Source organism: Massilia frigida (assembly GCF_011682175.1).
In the GTDB taxonomy this organism is placed as follows: domain Bacteria; phylum Pseudomonadota; class Gammaproteobacteria; order Burkholderiales; family Burkholderiaceae_D; genus Telluria_A; species Telluria_A frigida.
The window spans coordinates 46,042-65,691 of the sequence record NZ_WHJG01000015.1; the positions used below are offsets into that span (position 1 = coordinate 46,042).

At 61.4% G+C, this 19,650-nt stretch carries 12 protein-coding genes and 1 pseudogene (1 of these 13 only partly in view); 10 read left to right on the forward strand and 3 right to left on the reverse strand.

The window, feature by feature from the left end; genetic code table 11:
• From F2P44_RS34900 to F2P44_RS16185, 5 genes and pseudogenes are all read left to right on the forward strand, one after another.
• A protein-coding gene (locus F2P44_RS34900) for a polymorphic toxin-type HINT domain-containing protein (protein WP_187363338.1) crosses the window boundary here: on the forward strand, nucleotides 1–8,990 show its final stretch. The gene continues 23,860 nt to the left of window position 1, outside the view; only the last 8,990 of its 32,850 coding nucleotides appear in the window; its start codon lies off the left edge, out of view; its stop codon occupies nucleotides 8,988–8,990.
• 20 nt (nucleotides 8,991–9,010) lie between these two features.
• On the forward strand, nucleotides 9,011–9,697 hold the full coding sequence (locus tag F2P44_RS16170) for an SMI1/KNR4 family protein (RefSeq protein ID WP_167088080.1): 687 nt from the start codon (nucleotides 9,011–9,013) through the stop codon (nucleotides 9,695–9,697).
• 246 nt (nucleotides 9,698–9,943) lie between these two features.
• Nucleotides 9,944–10,284, forward strand: a pseudogene (locus F2P44_RS36575) (hypothetical protein).
• Between the two features lie 59 nt (nucleotides 10,285–10,343).
• Complete coding sequence (locus F2P44_RS16180; protein WP_167088082.1) at nucleotides 10,344–11,705, forward strand: IS1380 family transposase; 1,362 nt, start codon at nucleotides 10,344–10,346, stop codon at nucleotides 11,703–11,705.
• Nucleotides 11,706–12,026: 321 nt separating this feature from the next.
• Complete coding sequence (locus F2P44_RS16185; protein ID WP_167088083.1) at nucleotides 12,027–12,497, forward strand: hypothetical protein; 471 nt, start codon at nucleotides 12,027–12,029, stop codon at nucleotides 12,495–12,497.
• 45 nt (nucleotides 12,498–12,542) lie between these two features.
• Here F2P44_RS16185 and F2P44_RS16190 read toward each other — a convergent pair whose 3' ends face one another.
• The gene (locus F2P44_RS16190; RefSeq protein ID WP_167088084.1) at nucleotides 12,543–13,115 is read right to left on the reverse strand and encodes a tetratricopeptide repeat protein; all 573 of its coding nucleotides are present in this window, start codon (nucleotides 13,113–13,115) and stop codon (nucleotides 12,543–12,545) included.
• A 270-nt stretch (nucleotides 13,116–13,385) separates the two neighbouring features.
• Here F2P44_RS16190 and F2P44_RS16195 point away from each other — a divergent pair, with 270 nt between their 5' ends.
• On the forward strand, nucleotides 13,386–14,024 hold the full coding sequence (locus tag F2P44_RS16195) for a PEP-CTERM sorting domain-containing protein (RefSeq protein WP_167088085.1): 639 nt from the start codon (nucleotides 13,386–13,388) through the stop codon (nucleotides 14,022–14,024).
• A 16-nt stretch (nucleotides 14,025–14,040) separates the two neighbouring features.
• Here F2P44_RS16195 and F2P44_RS16200 read toward each other — a convergent pair whose 3' ends face one another.
• Both F2P44_RS16200 and F2P44_RS16205 read right to left on the reverse strand, forming a co-directional pair.
• Nucleotides 14,041–14,427, reverse strand: a complete 387-nt coding sequence (locus F2P44_RS16200; protein WP_167088086.1) for a hypothetical protein — start codon at nucleotides 14,425–14,427, stop codon at nucleotides 14,041–14,043.
• 43 nt (nucleotides 14,428–14,470) lie between these two features.
• A complete protein-coding gene (locus F2P44_RS16205) occupies nucleotides 14,471–15,115 on the reverse strand; it encodes a tetratricopeptide repeat protein (protein WP_167088087.1) in 645 nt (214 codons plus the stop codon).
• Between the two features lie 313 nt (nucleotides 15,116–15,428).
• Here F2P44_RS16205 and fliQ point away from each other — a divergent pair, with 313 nt between their 5' ends.
• The 4 genes from fliQ to flhA are packed head-to-tail and all read left to right on the forward strand — an operon-like array spanning nucleotide 15,429 to nucleotide 19,616.
• Nucleotides 15,429–15,695, forward strand: coding sequence for a flagellar biosynthesis protein FliQ (fliQ, locus tag F2P44_RS16210; RefSeq protein WP_167088088.1), 267 nt, complete (start codon nucleotides 15,429–15,431; stop codon nucleotides 15,693–15,695).
• 15 nt (nucleotides 15,696–15,710) lie between these two features.
• The gene (locus F2P44_RS16215) at nucleotides 15,711–16,481 is read left to right on the forward strand and encodes a flagellar biosynthetic protein FliR (RefSeq protein WP_167088089.1); all 771 of its coding nucleotides are present in this window, start codon (nucleotides 15,711–15,713) and stop codon (nucleotides 16,479–16,481) included.
• Nucleotides 16,474–17,562, forward strand: coding sequence for an EscU/YscU/HrcU family type III secretion system export apparatus switch protein (locus tag F2P44_RS16220; protein WP_167088090.1), 1,089 nt, complete (start codon nucleotides 16,474–16,476; stop codon nucleotides 17,560–17,562). The genes F2P44_RS16215 and F2P44_RS16220 overlap by 8 nt, the downstream gene beginning before the upstream one ends.
• Complete coding sequence (gene flhA / locus F2P44_RS16225) at nucleotides 17,559–19,616, forward strand: flagellar biosynthesis protein FlhA (RefSeq protein ID WP_167088091.1); 2,058 nt, start codon at nucleotides 17,559–17,561, stop codon at nucleotides 19,614–19,616. The genes F2P44_RS16220 and flhA overlap by 4 nt, the downstream gene beginning before the upstream one ends.
• The last annotated feature ends 34 nt before the right edge of the window (nucleotides 19,617–19,650 follow it).

Below are 19,650 nucleotides of genomic sequence, written 5' to 3' on the forward strand. Positions count from 1 at the left end.
GCGTCAAGTTCGGCAGCAACGTGGTAGCGCCCGACCTGCTGTACGGTCCGCGCGGCTACGCCAACGGCGTCATGCACATGACCCTGGCGCAGGATGGCTACTATGAAGCGATCCTGCCGATCAACGGCGACCCGAACAGCTTCGGCTTCAAGCTGCAGTGGCAGGGCACCGACGGGGTGGCGTTCGCCACCGGCGAGAAATCTTTCCAGGCGCCGACCGACCGGGTCGGTTCGGCCACCAGTACCACCGAGAAGGTGGTTGCGGGCGGCATCGAGCTGGCCTACAATGTCTCGGTATCGAATCCGGGCACCGCGTTTTCGCTGATCACCGCGCAGTGGCGCGTGGCCGGCAGCGGCCTGCCGTTCGCGGCCACCGGTTCGCCCAACGGCCAGCTGACCCTGGGCGCCGAGCAGCCGTTGAGGGCCGGCACCACCTACGAGATCGTCATCAGCGGCGTCACCGCCGACGGCGTGGAAACCCTGATCGATCACGTGATGTTCGCCCCCACCGGTACCGATGGCAAGGCGGCGTCGTTCGGCGCCCTGAGCTGGACGCCGCCGGCGAGCGGCAGCACCCAGGCCGTGATCGTCGGCGGCCAGCTGGCCCAGACCGAGCGCTACGACGGGCGCCTGCTGGTACGCACCGGCTATTACGCTTCGAGCGCGCTGGGCCTGTACTACACCGACAAGGTGGCCGAGCCGCATAGCGTCTCGAGCACCTCGAGCGTGTGGCAGGAATGGGAACCCAAGCTGGTCTGGCACAGCGGCCTGTTCGGCAGCAGCGGCCACTATGTCGACGAAGGCAAGTGGGTGCAGAAGGGCCACGATGTCGCCTTCAACGCCAGCTTGTCGGCGGCCGAAGCGGCGCGCGCCGCCTCCGGCCTGCATTTCTCGTGGCGCGCCACGGGCAGCGGCGACGGCACCACCTTCGGCAACGATGTGCTGATGAGCAGTCTGGGCGGCGGCAACTACCGCTACAATATGGACCATGTGCCGCTGCCGGCGTCCAGCTTCGATTACAAGATGTGGTACACGGATGCGCAGGGCCGTGAAGTGATCGTCCAGTGGAGCCAGGCGCGCAGCGACGTCAACAGCAACCGGGGCGGCTATTCCGACGTCGTCCAGGCGCGCGAGCAGGGTGCGCGCATGAGCGGGCCGTCGGTCAGCGCCGGTACCTACCTGGGTCGCATGACGGCCGCCGATTTCATGAACGGCATGCTGCTGCAGTCGCTCGATACCGGCCTGGCCGGCAACGTCCTCAACGCCAGCGCGAGCGGCGCCGGCTACTCGATCGAGTCGACCTACAACGCGCTCAACGCCAAGATCGGCAGCACCGAGACCGACGGCGTCTGGCGCGAGTACCGGGTCGACGCCAACGGCCGCGCGCTCGAGACGGTGACCCTGGGCGTGAAGGGCGGGGCCAACCGCACCAGCACGTTCGCCCAGTACGATTTGAACGGCAACAAGCTGGCCCAGTACGACACGGCCTTCGTCGCGGCCGGCGGCACCGAACTGCGCCGTCCCGTGACGCGCTACGCCTACGATTACCTCGGTCATATGCTGGCCCAGACCGATGCGGCGGGCAATACGACCTACTACAGCTACAACGCGGCGGGCCAGAAGATCAGCCAGACCGACGCCCTCAACCAGGTCAAGACATTCGGCTACGATGCGCTCGGCCATACGGTGCAGGTTACCGATGAGGCTGGCTATACCAGATACACGCGCTTCGACCAGGCCGGCAATATGATCGAGGAGATCGACGCCACCGGCCGCAGCACCTCCTATACCCGCGACGGCTTCGGCCGCATCACCGCGGTCATCGACGGCAATGGCGGTGTGACCGTCCTGCGCTACGATGTCCAGGGGCATGTGCTGCAGCAGGGCGATGTCGAATTCGAATACGACACGCGCGGCAACCGCACCGCCGAACACGATACCGGCAATTACTGGGGTCACCGGCGCAGCATGAGCTACGACAGTCTGGGCAGGGTGGTCAGCGTGACCACCAACCCGACCGTCAACGGCAGCTCGAGCACGTCGACCAGCTACCGCCGCTATGATGTGTTCGGCAACCTGATCGCCACCACCGATGGTGGCGGGAAAACCACGCAAAGCGTGTACGGCGGCTTTGGGCGCCTGCTGCGTTCGGTCGACGCCGACGGCAACGCGGTCGTCTTCAGCTACGATGAATTCGGCCGCCAGACCGGCGAAACAAGCCTGAACGCGGCGCCGCGCAATACCTGGCCCCAGTTCGGCGGCGGCGCCAACCAGCAGCAGGGCGGCCTGGCCGGCGCCACGGCCAGCGAACTGCTCGCCGGCGCGCGCAATATCCGCCGCAGCTACGACGACGCCGGACGCCTGGTCGAGATCAACGACCTCGGCACCGGCGTATCGACCCGCTATTCCTACGACCTGCTGGGCCGTCGCGTGGGCGAAACCACCAGCGGCGCGGTGGACACGGAAGGGCGCAGCCACAACCGCATGATCGACTACTCCTTCGATGCGCTGGGCCGCATGACGCACTGGAAAGACGCGGTCACCGGCCTCGAAGAAACCGTCACGTACGACGCGGTGGGCAACCAGGTGCGGGTACAGGGCAGTGGCGGCGGAACCTCGGTCGACCATGGCACCAACTTCGACGGCGCCGGACGGGTGCTCAACCTGCGCGAGGGCGGCCCGGCCGGCGCCATCGTGGGCACATACACCTATGACGCGGCGGGCAACCGCAGCAGCTACCGCAGCGCCAACGGCGCCACCACGGTCTATCTGTACGACGCCCGCAACCGCCCGGTCAAGGCGTTTACCCAGAATCCGTCCGAAAACTACGGCGTCGCCGACAGCGATACGCGCTACGTCAGCGGCAACAACAACGGCAGCCCGACGTATGCCAACGCGACGGTGCAGGACGCGCTCAAGGCGATCGCGCTGCGCAAGTACGCCGACATGAACCGCTGGACCAAGATTGCCGCCGACAATGGCCTGAGCAACTTCAGCGCCGATGCCCACGCCACCTTGCTGGGCCGCACCCTGGTGCTGACCCACGAAGAGGAAATCGAGTGGCAGTACGATATCGTCGGCAACAACACCGTGTACCGCGAGGTCAAGGACGGGGTCGAGTGGAGCAAGGTGGCGAAGACCTACGACAATGCCTCGAACATGCTCACCAGCCGCACCGATACGCGCGTGAAGATGAGCTTCGACAGCAGTTACGCCCCGCTGACTTTCAACGATGGCCTGCGTGCCATGACGCTGGTCGAGGTCATCAGCAAGGGCGGCAACACGGCGCCGTACGTCAAGCACGAGAATGAAGGGCAGGAGATCACCCAGCAGTTCAATGGTTCGGGCAAGATCAGCAAGTCGACCATGCGCACCTTCGGCAAGTCGACCAAGACCTATAACTACATTTACGATTACTACAACGATGGCCGCGAGAAGGGCATTCGCGCCTACGGCGACGCCAGCGGCAACGCCACCTTCGCCTACAACAGCAACAACAAGCTGGTGATGATGAACCAGGGCCGCGGCGACGGCCAGGACCGGGCCGAAATCTCGACCTATGTCTACGATAATGCCGACCATATCATCGGCAAGGTGCATGACGACGGCAAGGCGGCCACGCGCGACCGGGTCGACTACCTGTACGCGGCCGGCAACCCGGTGGCGGAAACGGGCACCAGCATCAAGAATGGCGCCTACACTGTGCTCGACAGCAAGAACTATGCGCTATTCGAGAATTACGGCAAGGACTTCCCGGGCGGCGGCATGCAGTCGTACACCGTCAAGGGGGGCGAATCGTTGAAGAGCGTTGCCGATGCGATGTATGGCAATGCCAGCCTGTGGTACCTGATTGCCGACGCCAACGGTTTGTCCGGCAACGACACCCTGAAAGCTGGCCAGGTGCTGCGCGTGCCGTCGGCCAACGGTCCGGGCAATATCGATGCGGGCGCGCACAAGGTCTACAACGAGAGCGATATTGTCGGCAGCAAGCTGCCGAACCTGAAATCGCCGCCGCCGAAAGGCAAGGGCGGTTGCGGCGGTTTCCTGCAGGTGCTGGTCATCATCGTGGCGGTGGTCGCCTCGTGCTTCCTGGGCCCGCAGATGATGTTGCTGGCGCAGGGCATGGGCTTCGCTGCCGGCGGCCTGGCCGCCACCGTGGTGGCCGGCGCCCTGACGGGCGCCGCCGTCAGCGTGGTCACCCAGGTGACCAGCATGGCGGTCGGCCTGCAGGACAGTTTCAGCTGGAAAGCGGTGGCGATGGGGGCGCTGGGCGGGGCCCTGACCGCCGGCGTCGGCAACCTGAGCGGCGGCATCAATACCGGCTCCTCGATCGTCAACGCCGGCATCAAGGGTGCCTTGTCGAACGTGGCGCAGCAGGGCGTGAGCATGATGATGGGCGAGCAAAAGTCGTTCAACTGGCGCTCGGTCGCTGCGGCCGGCCTCGGCGCGGCAGCGGGCGACGCGGTCGGCGGCCTGCTCAAGGACAGCGGCCTGGCCAAGCCGGGCGAGATGGCGTATCGCCAGTTGACCAGTGCCAGCACCAGCATCGCCAGCCAGCTGGTCTCGACCGGCAGGATCGATTGGCGTTCGGTGGGCGTGAACGCCTTGATGATGCCGGTGAACGATATGGTGGCCAAGCAGGGATACACCGGCGTGGCTGACGCGCTGGCGCAAGGGGTTGTCGGCGCCGCGACCGCAAAACTGAACAAGCAAGATGCGTGGGCAGGCGCGATCGGGGGCGTGGCTGGCAGCGTCGTGGGCCAGTTGATGCCGAAGGCATTCGTGGCGATGGGTGACGATCCCTACGGCCAGCGCGGTGGCGACAAGACCTTGTTTACCGCCGATGTCCTCAGTGCCCAGGTCGGCATTCTGGGATCGAGCGTTGGCAAGGCCTTCGCCCAGTGGGCCGGCCGTGATCAGGGTGTCGCCGCCCAGGCCGCCTATGGCGCCGCGTCGTCCTCGTACAACGCCAGCGTGTCGGCTGTGCAACGTACGATGGCGGACAATGCCGCCAAGGCGAAAGCCGAAAGCGATCTGCAGCAGGCCAAGGCCAAAGCCGATGCCAAGGCCGAAGCCGAAGCCAGCTTGGCCGCAGCAGCGGCCAAGCCGAATCCGAACAGTGCCCAGGCAGGCACGCGGCCACGCAATCTGCTCGACGCGGCCTTGGGCAGCGACTTCAGCTACGACATGCTCGGCGGCATCAGCTTCAAGGGACAGCCGCTCGCGCTCGGTGGCGACGGTAGCGTAGAGCAGGCGCCGGCGGCGCCGAAAAAAGTCAAGGCCAGCGACTTCGGTGGTTCCACCGACCGCATCGCGCGCGCCAACCTGCCGAAAGGCGCCACCGAAGAGCAGGTGCACGAGTACAGCCTGCAGATCCTGAACGCCAACCAGATCGTCGACACCCACAAGGTCAAGGCGAATACGATGCTGACCATTCCGGATTACATTGCTGGCGACACGGGCAGCACGGTCGCCGAGCAGGTATGGAAGCGCGGTAACAAAGTCGATGTACACCAGCGCGAAGTCAAAGCGCAGGCTGCCGCCGAGGCCAAGGCTTATGCGGCCGCGCGCCAGGCTGCAGAGGAAAGGGCGGCAGCGGTGGAAGTCAGTGCCAAGACCGCTGCAGCGCCTTCCGCCGCCACCGCGCCCGTGCCGGTGCGCACCGTGCAAGTGCAAGATAACTCGGTGAGCGGCCAGTGGAATTCGCTGGTCAGCAGTGCTGGGGAGTATGTATCCAAAGCAGGAAACTACGTCAGCAGCACGGCCAGTGCGCTTGCCGACGACATCAGTCACACCGCCGGCGTGGTTGTCAAGTCGGCCGGCAGGCTGGCCGACAGGGCATTGGACGCCAATATTTCCGTCCAGGCGGAATTCAAACGCCGCGTCGCCGACAGTGCTGCCCATGCCGACAGCAAGCTCGGCGCTGCGCTGTATACCTATGCGGGCAAGGGCATCGATGCTGCCTTGACGGCCAGCGGCACCGCCCTGACGGTGGCGTCGGATCCGATCCGCGCGGCCGAAAGCGCGCAGGAAGTCATTTCCGACGTCGTCGGCACGGGCGTCGACGCGAATATCCGCCTGCAGGGCAAAGCCAAAGCGTTTTTTGCCGACAGCGAGGCCAAGGCCTCGAACGGCATCGCGGCCGCAGCCTATCGCGTACTCGGCGCCGAGGTCGACAGCGTGCTGACCTATACGGGCGTATCGTTGCAGATCGTCTCGCGTCCGCTCGACGCGGTACGCAATGCCAATGCCGCCCTGACCGACATGCGCGATGTTGCCATTGGCGCGGGCGCGATCATGACCGCGCCGCTAGTGAAGGGCGCCGTCGACGCGGTCAATTTCACCGGCCTGACCAACGTCGATTCAAACGCGGTACAGGATGCGATGCACGCCTACGCGACCGAAAAGCTCGAATCCGAAGGCAAGTCGGTCATCAAGCGCGGCATCACCGGCACTGCGGGCGTCAGCCTTGGCGTGCTGAAGAATGCGGGCGACATGGTGATCGGCCTGGGCTCGATCGCCAAGACTGTCGCCCTGGACGACATCTACATGAGACTGGGCGGCAGCGGTGGCCTGGGCGATCAGGTAGGCTTCCTTAAGGATGCGCATAACGACGCCGTGAAAATGCAGGACAGTATTGCGTCCGGCATCAAAACGGCGTTCAACACGCTCACCAGCGATTCGATCAGCAACAATTCCGGAAAGGCGTATGCGGCAGCCGCAGGATGGCTCAGTGGCGTCGCCAATGACTACAAGGTTGCGTATACGTCCGACAGTGGAACGGACTCGCTGCTGGCGGGCGTGGCGGCGGGAGACAAGACCACGACCGCCGCGTCGCTGGCATTCGGTGGGGTCGGCTTGGCCAAGGGCGCCGTGTCGCTGGCCGGCAAGGCGTACCGCGGCCTGCGCGGCGGCGGCGCGGCCGCCGAGGCGGTAACTGCAAGCGAACTGGCGATCGGTGCCGGCACCGAACTGGAATTGGCTGCCAATACCAGGGCCGGCGCGCAGGGGCAGTTTGCCCAGCAGGGCGGTAGCGCAGCGGCCCAGGGATCGTATGCGCAGACCGGTGGCAAGGGTAGTGGTTACGCCCAAGCGGCATATGCTGATGCACGTGGCACGCCGCTCTCGGCAGCCCTGCCGGAAACCAATCTGCGGGCCGCGGCCGACCGCGCCTTAGCGGCGTCGCGCACGGCAGAAGCGAACCGCGTGGCCGCTGGCGGCGCCGCGCCGGGAGGCGTGAAGAACGTCTACCACGCAACCGACACACCGGGCAAGGCGCAGAGCGTCATGAACGGCATCGATCCGAAGTACATCAACCCGAACGGACGTTTCGGCGCGGGCGCATTCTATGTCGCGGAGCAGCCTGGCACGGCACTGCGTGAACTGGCGCACCATAACATCAACCCGACCACGGGCATCCGCTTCGAAATTGTTGCCAAGGAGATGAAAGTGCTCGACCTGACCAATCCGGCCATCGCGGCGGAGGCGGGATATGTACGTGGTCCGATCACCTCGACCACCCAGGCCATCGGCGAGAAGGCGGTGGCGGATGGCTACAACGTGATTCGTTTCCCGTCCGAGCGTGCCGCCGGTGGGGTCAATCACGCGGTGATGGACAACTACAACAAGATCCTGAAACCGGTCGGGGTGTCGCCGATTGAATCGGGTGCGGCGAAAGCTGCCGATCGCCTCGCCGGACCGCCGAAACCACCTACGCCGCCGACGACGCCACCGGTGCCGGGCAAACCGAGCGCGAATGCGCCGGCGGTGCCGGCCAAGCCGAGCGCGGCTGCCCCGGCGGTGCCGGGTCCGACTGCCGCCAAGGCGCCGACGGCGCCTGGTCCGAAGCCGCTCGACGGTCCGGTCAACCCGAGCGGCCGCGTGCCCGAGGGCGGCAATGGTCCGCGCGCGGGCGCGCCCGACGGCGTCGGCCCCAAGCCAGGCGTGGCTCCGCTGGACGATATCAACAAGACCGGCAAGCCGAATCTTCCGAAAGATCCGGATGGATGTTTTGTCGCCGGAACCCAGGTATGGTCCAGGGACGGCCTGGTGGCGATCGATGCCATCCGGGTTGGCCAGCTGGTGCTATCGCAACCCGAGGACACGGGCGCCCGCACCTATCGCCGCGTGAATAATATTTTTGTCTATGAAGACAAGACTATATATAGTGTGCAGTTGGTGACGGAAGCAGGCATTGCCTCGACCATCCTGGCGACGCCGAACCACCCATTCTTCGTGCGCGATTTTGGCTGGACCGGTGCGGAATTCCTGAAGGCCGGCAAGGTGCTCGAATTGCATGACGGTAGCTCCGCGACCATCACGGCGGTCGAGGACACAGGCACAACGGCGCAGGTGTTTAATATCGAGGTCGATGGCTTCCACACCTACTATGTGGGCGATGCAGGGGTTTGGGTCCATAATATCGACTGCAATAAGAAGGTTGAAGGTACGGGGGCCGGCGACCCGCCGAACGGTTCTGGCAAGCAAGGCGCTGCGCAGCCTGATGCGGTTCAGGGTATGCGTGGGACAAGTAGTGAAGTAGCAGGTGGTGCTCGGATTGGTGAACGAAAGATTTCTCAGGCGTTATATGACGAATTGCGAGACGCGACTCCTACCCCAAAAATTCGCGATATGGTAAACGAAGGGAAGAGATTTCCGCACCCCGATGAAGCGCTGCCAGGATTCACGGTTAGGGGGAGACTTCAAGCGGATCATATTGTTTCGATGGAGAAAACTACTCGGATGGATGGTTTTGATTTGTTGAGCAAACAGGAACAGCTCAGCGTCTTAAATAACCCGGCTAATTTTTATGGATTGAGTCCGTCTGCTAATGCTTCAAAGGGAGCAAAGTCCTACGCGGAATGGAGTGAACACATCAAGTCTGGAACGCCAGTTGCCCCGGAATTTCGTGCTCAGATGATGGCAAGAGAGAGAGCCCTGCACGATCAACTACAGGCACAGATCGATAGATTGAATGCGGCCAAACATTAATTAGTATCGAAAGGATTTGTATGACCACCGAACTTCTTCATTATTTAGAGAAATATTGTGCGAGCCCAAGTATTGTTGCGCTTTCCGATTCCGGATCAGGAATGGAGGCTCTTCCGGCGGAGTGGATCGATCTCCTTTCGTTGGAAGGGAAAGAGCGCATTTCTTATGTCGTTGCCTTATGGGAGAGATTTGGTGAAGGGCTATCCGAAGTCACGGATAAATTGAAGAGCAGCCTAATTTCTGTTGATCTTTTGAAAGAAGGTGATTCTTATTCGTTGCTATATGGAATTAGTGCTACAGATCGAATCTTATACTATCAGGCAAAGAATCCAATTTGTCGGAAATTCAATTCAAAAATTGACTCTTTGTGGCCAAGTGTCCCGCAAAGTATTCGCGATTTCTATGCGGTGCATGACGGTTGGTTCTATTTGGCGTCGCATTCCATGGGGTTGTTACCCGCAGAGGAATTGTTCGTGCTTTCCGACGAAGATTGGGGTATTTTAGATGAAATTGGTCAGGCTCCGGTTAATCTCGATACAACGATCGCATTCTTTACAAATGGAATGTCCGGTTACGTCTGTCTTGATGTTTCGACTTCTAAAGAAGAGTGCGTCGCTATGATCTGGTGGAGTAATAAGCTGCCAAAGATGGATTTGAAATTTTGGGACATTATAGATTCATGGACAGCTATTGGATTAAATGGTTAGAAGCGCTGAATTCAATATTCGTAACTACTCAGCCTGAGGAAACCTCAAATTACCGGTCAATTTCGCGTGACCGCGGGGCGTGATATGTGACGAATTTAGGCGCAATCGACTAATTGACGCACGACGGGGCAAATGGTGCGACGGCTAACCAGCCCCTGTTTAAAATGAATCCAGATGGCCCGACCACCGTTTCGGCACGGCTTCCGGTGGATAGGGCTGCGCAAAAGCGATTGAATAAAAAAGACGCTGACCGCGCCGCGTTCGCCAGGAGAAGCTGGTGCTGTTGCGGAGATGGAACACTACCTTGCAGGTAGGCTTGCGCGCGCACCGGGCTGCACTAATGCCGACTTCGTCGTGAATTCAGGACATTATGCCGGTGCACGTTTAAAACTAACGCCAGATTCGGCCGTGCAAGCCAGGAAATTAATACCTATTTTGACAAGATTTTTCAAAAATTTACACAGTCTGTTGCGCGAAAATTGGCAAACCCGGATGGAGTGGACCTGATGCCGTTCGACACGCGCTTTTTAACCGAAGCAAATCGTCAGAAACTATTTCCTGAGTCCGTGTTCCAGCTCATGCAATAGTTGATCAAGCATTGATTGCAAAGTAGAATATTGCATTTCCTGCTTTCACCCGACTGATCATGCCACGCTTTGAAGTCAAGCAATCGCGCAACCTGGAATTAACCTCGCACGCCGGGCTTGGCCTGATCGGCCAATGCTTTGAGGCCGCCCAAGTCGAGGCGGTTCTCGATTCCAGGTTCCCGGTATCGCAGGGCATGAAGACCTCCGGCATCGCCAAGAGCATGACCGCGCTGCTGTGCTTGGGTAAGAGCGATTTCGAAGCCATCGAACCGTTTCGCAACGACCGCTTCTTCAAGAAGGCGCTCAATCTGTCCAAGGTTCCCGGCAGCGTGTGGCTGCGCCCGCGTCTTGATGCCATCGCGGGAGATGTGCGCGAGTACACCGACGAGCTCAGCCTGCGGTTGCTGGAGCGGACTGGCGCGCCGATCACAGCCGACGGCGCCTACGTGTGCCTCGACATCGACACCTTCGTCATGAACAACAGCGGCACCAAGAAGGAGGATGTGAGCCGCACCTACCAGGGCGTCGACGGTTACACGCCGATCGCGGCCTACCTGGGCAACGAGGGCTGGAGCATCGGTTTGGAACTGCGTCCGGGAAAACAGCACAGCGCAGCGGAGACGCATTTCTTCATGGAGCGGGTCTACGGCAAGCTCGAGCGCCTGCTCGCTGCCGACCGACCTGTACTGTTGCGCAAGGATAGCGGCTTCGACAGCGCCAAATTGCTGTTTCAATGCGAGGCCGAGCGCGAGCGGCTCGCGCCGCTGGGGCGGCAACTGGACTATGTCATCAAGTGGAATCCCCGCAAACAGGACAAGGCCGCCTGGGTGGCGAGCGCCGAGCATGCCAATGCTTTCAGCGAGGCGCGTCCCGGCAAACGCTGCGCGTTGCTGTCGCAGCAGCTTGAGCGCGCCCACGGCAAGGAACGCCGGACCTTGCGCCTGATCGTGTCGATCACCGAGCGTAGCATCGACAAGAAGGGGCAGCACCTGATCGAGCCGGAGGTTGAGATCGAAGGCTGGTGGACCAGCTTGGATGCAGCACCCGAGGAAATCATCCGGCTGTATCGCCGCCACGGCACCCATGAACAATTTCACTCCGAGATCAAGACAGACCTCGACATGGAACGTCTGCCGTCGGGCAAGTTCGACAGCAACGACGCGATCATGCATCTGGCGATGTTCGCCTATAACTGCCTGCGCTTGCTCGGCCAGCTTGGTTTGACGGGTGAGATCTCGCCGGTCAGGCATCCCGCGAAACGTCGTCGTTTGAAAACGGTGCTGCAGGAAATCATGTCCCGGGCGGCCAAATACGTCGAGCATGCGCGCCGACTGGTGCTTGACTTCGGGCGCACGGCTAAGATGCACGCCGGCATCTTCTGCGCCCTGCAAGCGCGTCTGTCGCGTCTGGGGGCGGCGTGATCGGCAGGCGGCAGCAGACGGAACGATTGACTGGGCAACTTCTCGATTCTGGCGTGCCGGAAGGAGAGCGCATGGGCTAACACACCAAAACTGGCCCGAAATCATGCCTGGGCTCATTCATAGGCGCCCGATTAGAGCCGATTAAGCCGCAACAGCCGTGAACAGCGGCACGATCGGGACGTGAAATCCGCAAAAATTGACGGCTTTGCGGACGGAAAAGCGACGGTCAAATTTGGGACACGGAATCAGGGTATAGTTAGAGACCGTAAGGATGGCTATCCCCGGTACACGCGGCAGTATGCAAAATTTGATCGGATACAGATGAAGCTTCAGTTAGTAAACTATACATGTGGTGCATGTCAGCACCAGTTCGATGCGCCTGAAATTCCGGGAAGCGATTATGGGACATTTCTGCTGCGGACCGAAGCCAACGACGAGTTGCGTTACGTCGACGGCATCGCCGACCCTACGTTTGACGAGGTCGACCACTTGCTGCAGGAAGAGCCCGCTGTCGCCGCGCTGCCTGCGCGCAAGCGCACCGCCTTGTTATGGGCAGTCTACGGCCCGCTTGCCTGCGACCCGGACAGCCAGGGACAGGCGTTTCATATCGGATTGAAACCGCGATGCCCCAGCTGCCGCACCGGAACCGTCACGTATTGGGAATTTACCGAGCCGGCGCGGTTCATCGATATCGACGTTCGCCCGGTCAGTCACGCCGCCTGGAATGGCCTGACGGCTGACGAGAAGCAACAACGCGTTGCTCACGCGGCCGGCATACAGCCGGGCGCGTGAGCAACACCGGCGCGGCCCTCATTCCAGACGCGGCCGCCTCTGCGTTTATTGGTATGTGTCGCCAGATAAAGGCTTGCCGGTGGCCGCTTCCTGATCGCGCTGATCCTGGAAACTGGCCTGCAAGCCCGCATCGATCGACTCGAGCAATTCCTTGCCGCGGCCCGCGTACAGGTTATCTGCGGGCGCCGACTGCAGCAGGATATCGAGGCTGCGCTTGGCATCCATGGTCTTGCCTTGCTGCGAAAGCAGCAGGGCGCTGTAGAACAGGGCAGGGGGGTGGGTCGGGGTGCTGGCGAGGATGGCATTGAAAAAGCCTTCCGCATCGGCCGGCTCGCTATTGTTCATATGCGTCATGGCCAGCTGGAACTGCTCGTTGAGCGAACCGGGATGCACCACCAGGTAGCGGCGGAACAGGTCTTGCGCACGTGTGAACAAGCCGAGCTGGGCATACACGCGGGCAGCCATCGATATCGCTTCCGGATCGGGATCTGGCCCGCCCAGGATGCTTTTAAGTTTTTCCAGTGCACTATCGAGCTGGTTTTTTTCGACGTCGAGGCGGGCCAGAGCGAGTAATTCATCGGCGGCGAAGATGTCGGAAATGTTTCGTGAGGCAGTCATGAGTTCCCTTAAATGTGGCCTGGCGGAGACCTTAGGTTGTGGTGCAGTGGCAACAACAGCGCCGGCGCTGCAAGGCGTATAAATGTCTAACTTGCAATGTACGTTGATTATATGATATTCTGAGCAAGTTGGCAGTGAATGTTCCAGGGATGTCATGGCCGCCAGCGGTGGCCGATTTCTCTGCCCGGTTTTCATTGCACATGCCGTAGCGGCAGGCAGCAATAGCGCTACACGTTTCTTATCGTTGTATTTCTGTCGAGGTCCTATCGTATGGCAAATCGCAAGCTCTCCCTCATGCATGGTGCATGCGCCCTGATGTTCGCGGCGCTCGCCGCCGGCAATGCCCAGGCCCAGAGCACGATCCTCACCTTCGAGGATCAGTTCACCGGCTATGAAACCGCTGGCGATCTCGAGCCCGACTATGCCGGCTTCATCTGGGGCGGCAGCCCTGGTTTTGTCACGAGCCTGATTGCGACCAGCGGCGGCTTCCACAACGGCACGGTCGATCACGTCAGCCTGGTTGCCTACGATGGCAGCGTATCGTTTGCGCGCGCCACGGCATTCAATTTTACTGGCGCCCGCATCGCGTCGGCCTGGTACGATGGCGCAAGCGTCACGGTCGAAGGCTGGCGCAATGGCGTGCTGACGCATTCGTCGACCTTGCTCGCATCGACCACGTCAGGCCAGTTTGCCTTCAATTTCACCAACATCGACAGCATCAGCATCAACGGTGCGGGCGGCGTACCGATCGGCAGCGCCAACGGGGGTGAGAGCGCGCACCTGGTGCTCGACAACATCGCCGTCAGCGAAATCTCGCCCGTGCCGGAACCGGCAACGGTCTGGATGCTGCTCGGCGGCGCCCTCTCGCTGCTGGCCGTGGGCCGTCTGCGCAAGGCGCGCAGCGCCTGAACCGGGGGCGCCGCGCCTAGCGCGGCGCCGTGGTCAGATGGGCAATCGCCTTGTCGATCATCACGCCCAGCTCGGCGTCCGACTCCATCGCTCCCTGAACATCGTCGACCAGCTGGTAAAAGCGCGGATCGTTCATCAGGTGTTCGCCCAGATGGAACAATAAAATCGATTCGAGAAAAATGCGGAAGGCCTTGCGCCCGCGCTGGGGATCGTCGCGTCCGATGCTGTTGATGCGCGTGCCGATCGCCGCTTCGAGCTGGCCGCGCGCGGACCCAACAGCGCGGCGCGGGGCCGCGCGCACGCTGGCGCGGGCCGGGCCTGGTCCGCTCAGCTCCACGCGCGGCGCCAGCTGCGAGCGGATTACCGCAACGAGCTGGCTGACCGAGCCGATGGAAGAGGGCATGACGCGCCTGACTGGTGAAGCCGCTTAAAAACGCGCTGCCGGCTTAGGGCTTGCCGCCGCTGGTATAGGCGGACAGGAAGATCGGATTGGCGACCTGGTCGTCGGCGGCCAGCGCCGTTTCTTCGGCCGGCGCCGCGGCGGCCGCCCCCTCGGCTTCGCCGGTCGGAGCCGGCTGCGCTGCGGCCAGGGCGTCGGGCGGCAGGGCGTTGACCTTGTCGACGATCTGCTGCATATCGGCATTGAGCGCCGGATTGTCGGTATTGAGCAGCATGCCCTGGGCCATGCACGCCAGGGTAGGACCGAATTCGTTGCGCATCAGGTGGATCAAGCCCCTGCCGAACTGGCCCAGGGCGTGCTGCTCGCCAAGCTCTTGCAAAGGCAGCAAGGTGTTCATGGCGCGCTCGGCATCGCCACTGGTCAGTTGCAGCAGCCCCAGCTGGAAGCGCGCGATGGCGAAACTCGGATCGACCGCCAGTGCCGATTCCATCTCGGCGGCGGCGCGGTCGTACATCTGCAGCTGGGCATAGCCGGCGCCAAGCAGCAGGTGGGCGGGCGCCGTGGCGTCGGGACGCGTGACCGCTTCCTTCAGATAGGTGAGGGAAGCACCGGAATTGCCGAGCCGGTCGGCTTCAAGGGCAAGGTGGATCAGTTCCGACTGGTCAAGCGTGGCGAAGGATGCTGCTGTCATGTTGGGGCGGGAATGGTGGGTTGCAGGGCGGGTACGGGCGATGATGAAAAAAAGATAACATTCGTGCAAGGCCCATGATGAGGCTTTAGTGCTGCAACTCTAGCACGTTTCTCACCCAATTTACGGCGCTTGCGAATAATTGCAAAAAAACAACCTGAACCCGTGGACTTATGTGTCTTAGTTTCCAACGTTTTATACTTATTGCTTTGACAGTCAAAAAATAGGTCTATAAACTCCCCCATGTTTAAACGCGTCAACATGCTCGCTGTGGTGTCGGTGCATTGATCCTAATCGCGTTTCGGGGGAGTCTGGTGTGAAGTCTGACGTTGCTGTACAACTGCTCGCCGATTTGCTGTGGAACGCCCTGTTGATTTCCGCCCCGCTGCTGGGCATTACGCTGGTGGTGGGCCTGGCGGTCAGTGTGCTGCAGGTGGTAACCCAGGTCCAGGAGATGTCGCTCACCTATATACCGAAGATTATTGCGGCGGTACTGGTGCTGGTGGCATTCGGCCCGTGGATGCTGAACCGGCTGCTGGGTTTTTCGGCTAGCCTGATCCGTAATATTCCCAATTATCTTTAAGAACCGGCGCAAGTGATGACGCTGGATATCGACCCGGCATGGGTAGCGACGGTGTTTTTGCTATGGCTGCGCATCGGGACCCTGTTTATCATGATGCCGATGTTTACCGGACTGGATAAATTTGTCGTGCTGCGCGTCCTGTTCACTCTGGCGTTGAGCGTGGTCATGGCCCCGCAGTTGGGCGCGGGCGCCCTGGCGGCGCCCGTGAACATGGCGGCGCTGGTCGGCGCGGCCCTGGCCGAAGTGGTCGTCGGGGCGACCCTGGGTTTTGGCGCGCTGGCCGCCTTTGGTGCGTTTTCCGTGGCCGGGAAAATACTCGATATTCAAAGCGGATTTGGAATCGGCAGTGTATTCGATCCGGTCACCAGGACCGGGTCGCCGCTGTTTTCGATGATGCTGAACATGCTGGGCGTGACCGTATTTTTCAGCATGGAAGGTCACCACGCCTTAATGCGCGGAATTGCGTTTTCGGTGCAGCAGGTGGCGCCCGGCGCGGGTTTGGCGAATTGGCCGGTCGAGACCGTGATCCGCCAGTTCGGCCTGATGTTTTCGCTGGGCGTGGCGCTGATTGCGCCCGTCATGTTTTGTCTGGTGCTGGTGGAAGTGGGATTTGCGATGACCTCGCGGGTACTGCCCCAGATGAATGTCTTTGTGGTCAGTATTCCGGTGAAAATCGTGGCCGCGCTGGCATTGCTGGCGATGACGATCAGCACCGTTGGTGCATCGATGGGACGGATTTATTCCGCTATTTTCAGTTATTGGGAGCAGGTGTTGTTACATGTCTGAGCAGGATTCGAATCGGAGCGAAGACGCAACCCCGCATAAGCTGGAGGAAGCGCGCAAAAAAGGATCGGTGGCCAAGAGTCCCGATTTCACCGCCATGGCCGTGCTCGCCGCAATGACGGCCTGCGTGTACGCGGTCGCCTGGGATGGTTTCAAGCAGACCATGCGCCTTCAGCTCGACATGCTGGCCCAGGTAGGGCGCATGAATTGGCAGCTCGACGCGGTGTCGGTGCTGCTGGCGAACCTGGCCATGGGCATGCTGTATGTGCTGGCGCCCCTGTTCCTGGCACTTGCGATCGCCGCCGTGGCCGCCAACGTGGCACAGACCGGTCCCATCTTTACAATGCATCCACTGGTACCCGACCTTAACCGGATCAGCCCGGTGACCGGTATCAAGCGGATTTTTTCGATGCGGACGGTGTACGAGTCGGTCAAAAGCATCATCAAGCTGATCGTGCTTGGCTTGATCACCTGGCTCGTCATCGTCGACCTGATTCCCGGCCTGGTGGGCTTGACGGGCCTGAACCCGAAGGCTTACGCGCGCATCATGCTCGACCTGGCGGCCGGGCTGATGGTCAAGCTGTTGCTGGCCTTGCTCGCGATCGCCCTGATCGACCTGGTATTTTCCCGGTGGGAATTCGCCAAGCGCATGCGCATGAGCAAGCGTGATGTCACCGACGAACACAAGAACCGCGAAGGCGACCCGCGCATCCGTAGCCGGATCCGCGAACTGCGCCAGGAAATGCTCAAACGCAGCAAGGCCCTGGGCAGTGTCGCCGAAGCCGATGTGCTGATCACCAATCCAACCCACCTGGCCGTGGCCTTGAGCTACAAGCACGGTGCCAATAGCGCTCCCCATGTGATCGCCAAGGGCGCCGGCGAAGTTGCACTGAAGATGCGCCAAGTTGCGCGTCGCCACCATATTCCGATTGTCGAGAACAAATTGTTGGCAAGAACCCTGTACCGTGAAGTCGGGTTCGATAAATACGTTCCGGAAAAGCTGTATCCGCAGCTGGCCAAGATCATGGTCTGGGTCCAGGCCATGCGCGCGGCGCGCCTGCGCACCGCGGGAGTGCGCACATGAAGGGCTTAAGCAAGTTTTTCGGCAATAACACCGACCTGATCATGGTCGCACTGGTGGTCGGCGTGCTGGCGGTCCTGTTCGCGCCTATCCCCGCTGGCCTGCTGGACTTTTTGATCATCACCAATTTCAGCTTCGCCCTGCTGATCCTGCTGTTGACCTTTTATATCGCCAAGCCGGCCGAGTTTTCCACCTTTCCCTCGCTGCTGCTGATCGCCACCCTGTTCCGCCTCTCGCTGAACGTGGCCGCCACCCGCCTGATCCTGACCGACGCCGACGCCGGCCACGTCATCGGCGCCATCGGCGCCTTTGTCGTCGGCGGCAATTACGTCATCGGCCTGGTGGTATTCCTGATCCTGGTCGTGGTGCAGTACGTGGTCGTCACCAACGGCGCCCAGCGCGTGTCGGAAGTGGCCGCCCGCTTTACGCTGGACAGCATGCCCGGTCAACAGATGAGTATCGATGCCGACCTGAACATGGGTTTCATCGACCAGGAAGAAGCCAAGCGCCGCCGCAAGGCCCTGGAAAAGGAATCGGGCTTTTACGGCGCGATGGATGGCGCCAGCAAATTCGTCAAGGGCGATGCCATCGCCGGCATCATCATCATGCTGATCAACCTGGTCGGCGGTTTGATTATTGGCGTGATGCAGCAAGGCATGCCGTGGGGCCAGGCTCTGCAAACGTTTTCCCTGCTGACCGTGGGTGACGGCATCGTGACCCAGGTCCCGGCGCTGGTGATCGCCGTCAGTACCGGCCTGATCGTCACCCGCTCGGCTTCCGACGGTAACCTCAGCAATGAAGTGCTGCGCCAGCTGACCTCCTTCCCGAAGACGATCCTGATGGTGGTCGTGGTGTTGGGTGGCATCTTGTTGATGCCCGGCATCCCCATGCTGCCGGTGCTGGTCATCATGGCCATGCTGATCGGCGTGCTGTTGCTGATCCGCCGCGCCGCCCGCAACGGCGCCGGCGCCGAGGCCGAGGCTGACGAGAAAAAGGATGAGGAAGAGGAAAGCGCCTACGACATGCTGCAGGTCGACCCGATCGAAGTGATGGTCGGCACCAGCCTGGCGCACCTGTTCAAGGAACAGACCATCTTCACCGACCGCATCAGCGCCATCCGCAAGCAGTACGCGCTCGAGTCGGGCATGGTGTTGCCGCGCGTGCGTTTCCGCGACTCGTCCCAGCTGGGGCCGAATTCCTACGAGCTCAATGTGTTCGGTGTGCAGTCCGGCAAGGGCGAAATCATGATGGAGCGCACCCTGGCGATCCAGGGCGGGGCCGATTCCAAGGGCGTGCAGGGCATCGAAACGCGTGAACCGACGTATGGCCTGCCGGCCGTGTGGATTGAAGATGGCGAAAAAGAGGCGGCACGCAAGGCGCGCTACACCCTGGTCGATCCGGCCACCGTCTTCATCACCCATTTGAGCGAAGTGCTCAAGCAGCAATCGGCCATGCTGCTGACCCGCACCGAGACCGAGCGCCTGCTGCAGCGGGTCCGCACCGTCCAGCCTGGCCTGGTGGAGGACTTGATTCCAACGGTCATGTCCCTGGGCGATGTCCAGAAAGTCTTGCAAAACTTGTTGCGCGAGAAGGTCTCGATCCGCAATCTGGAAGCGATCACCGAAACCCTGGCCGACAATGGACGCAATACCAAGGATTTGGTGTTGCTGACCGAAATCGTGCGCCAAAAGCTGGGGCCCGCCATCTGCCAGTCGCTGATGGGCGAGGGCAGTGCGCTCAACGTGTTGACCCTCGATCCCACCATCGAGCACAGCCTGATGCAAAGCGTGCGCGCGGCCGACGCCAACAGCCGCCTGGTGGTCGAACCCAAATTTGCCGAGCAACTGCTGGCGCGCCTGATGGCGCAGTCGGAACGGATGATGAAGAACAATATGATGCCTGTGCTGCTGTGCTCGCCTGACCTGCGGCGCCATGTGCGCGCGCTGTCCGAGCGCGTCATTCCGCACATGCGCATTCTGTCGCTGGCGGAAATTCCGAACAGCGTCAACCTCAAGTCCTTCGGGTCGATCAACCTGGCCGAGGCCGTGGCGCGATGAACCAGATTGCACGAGATAATATAAACCGGGAGGG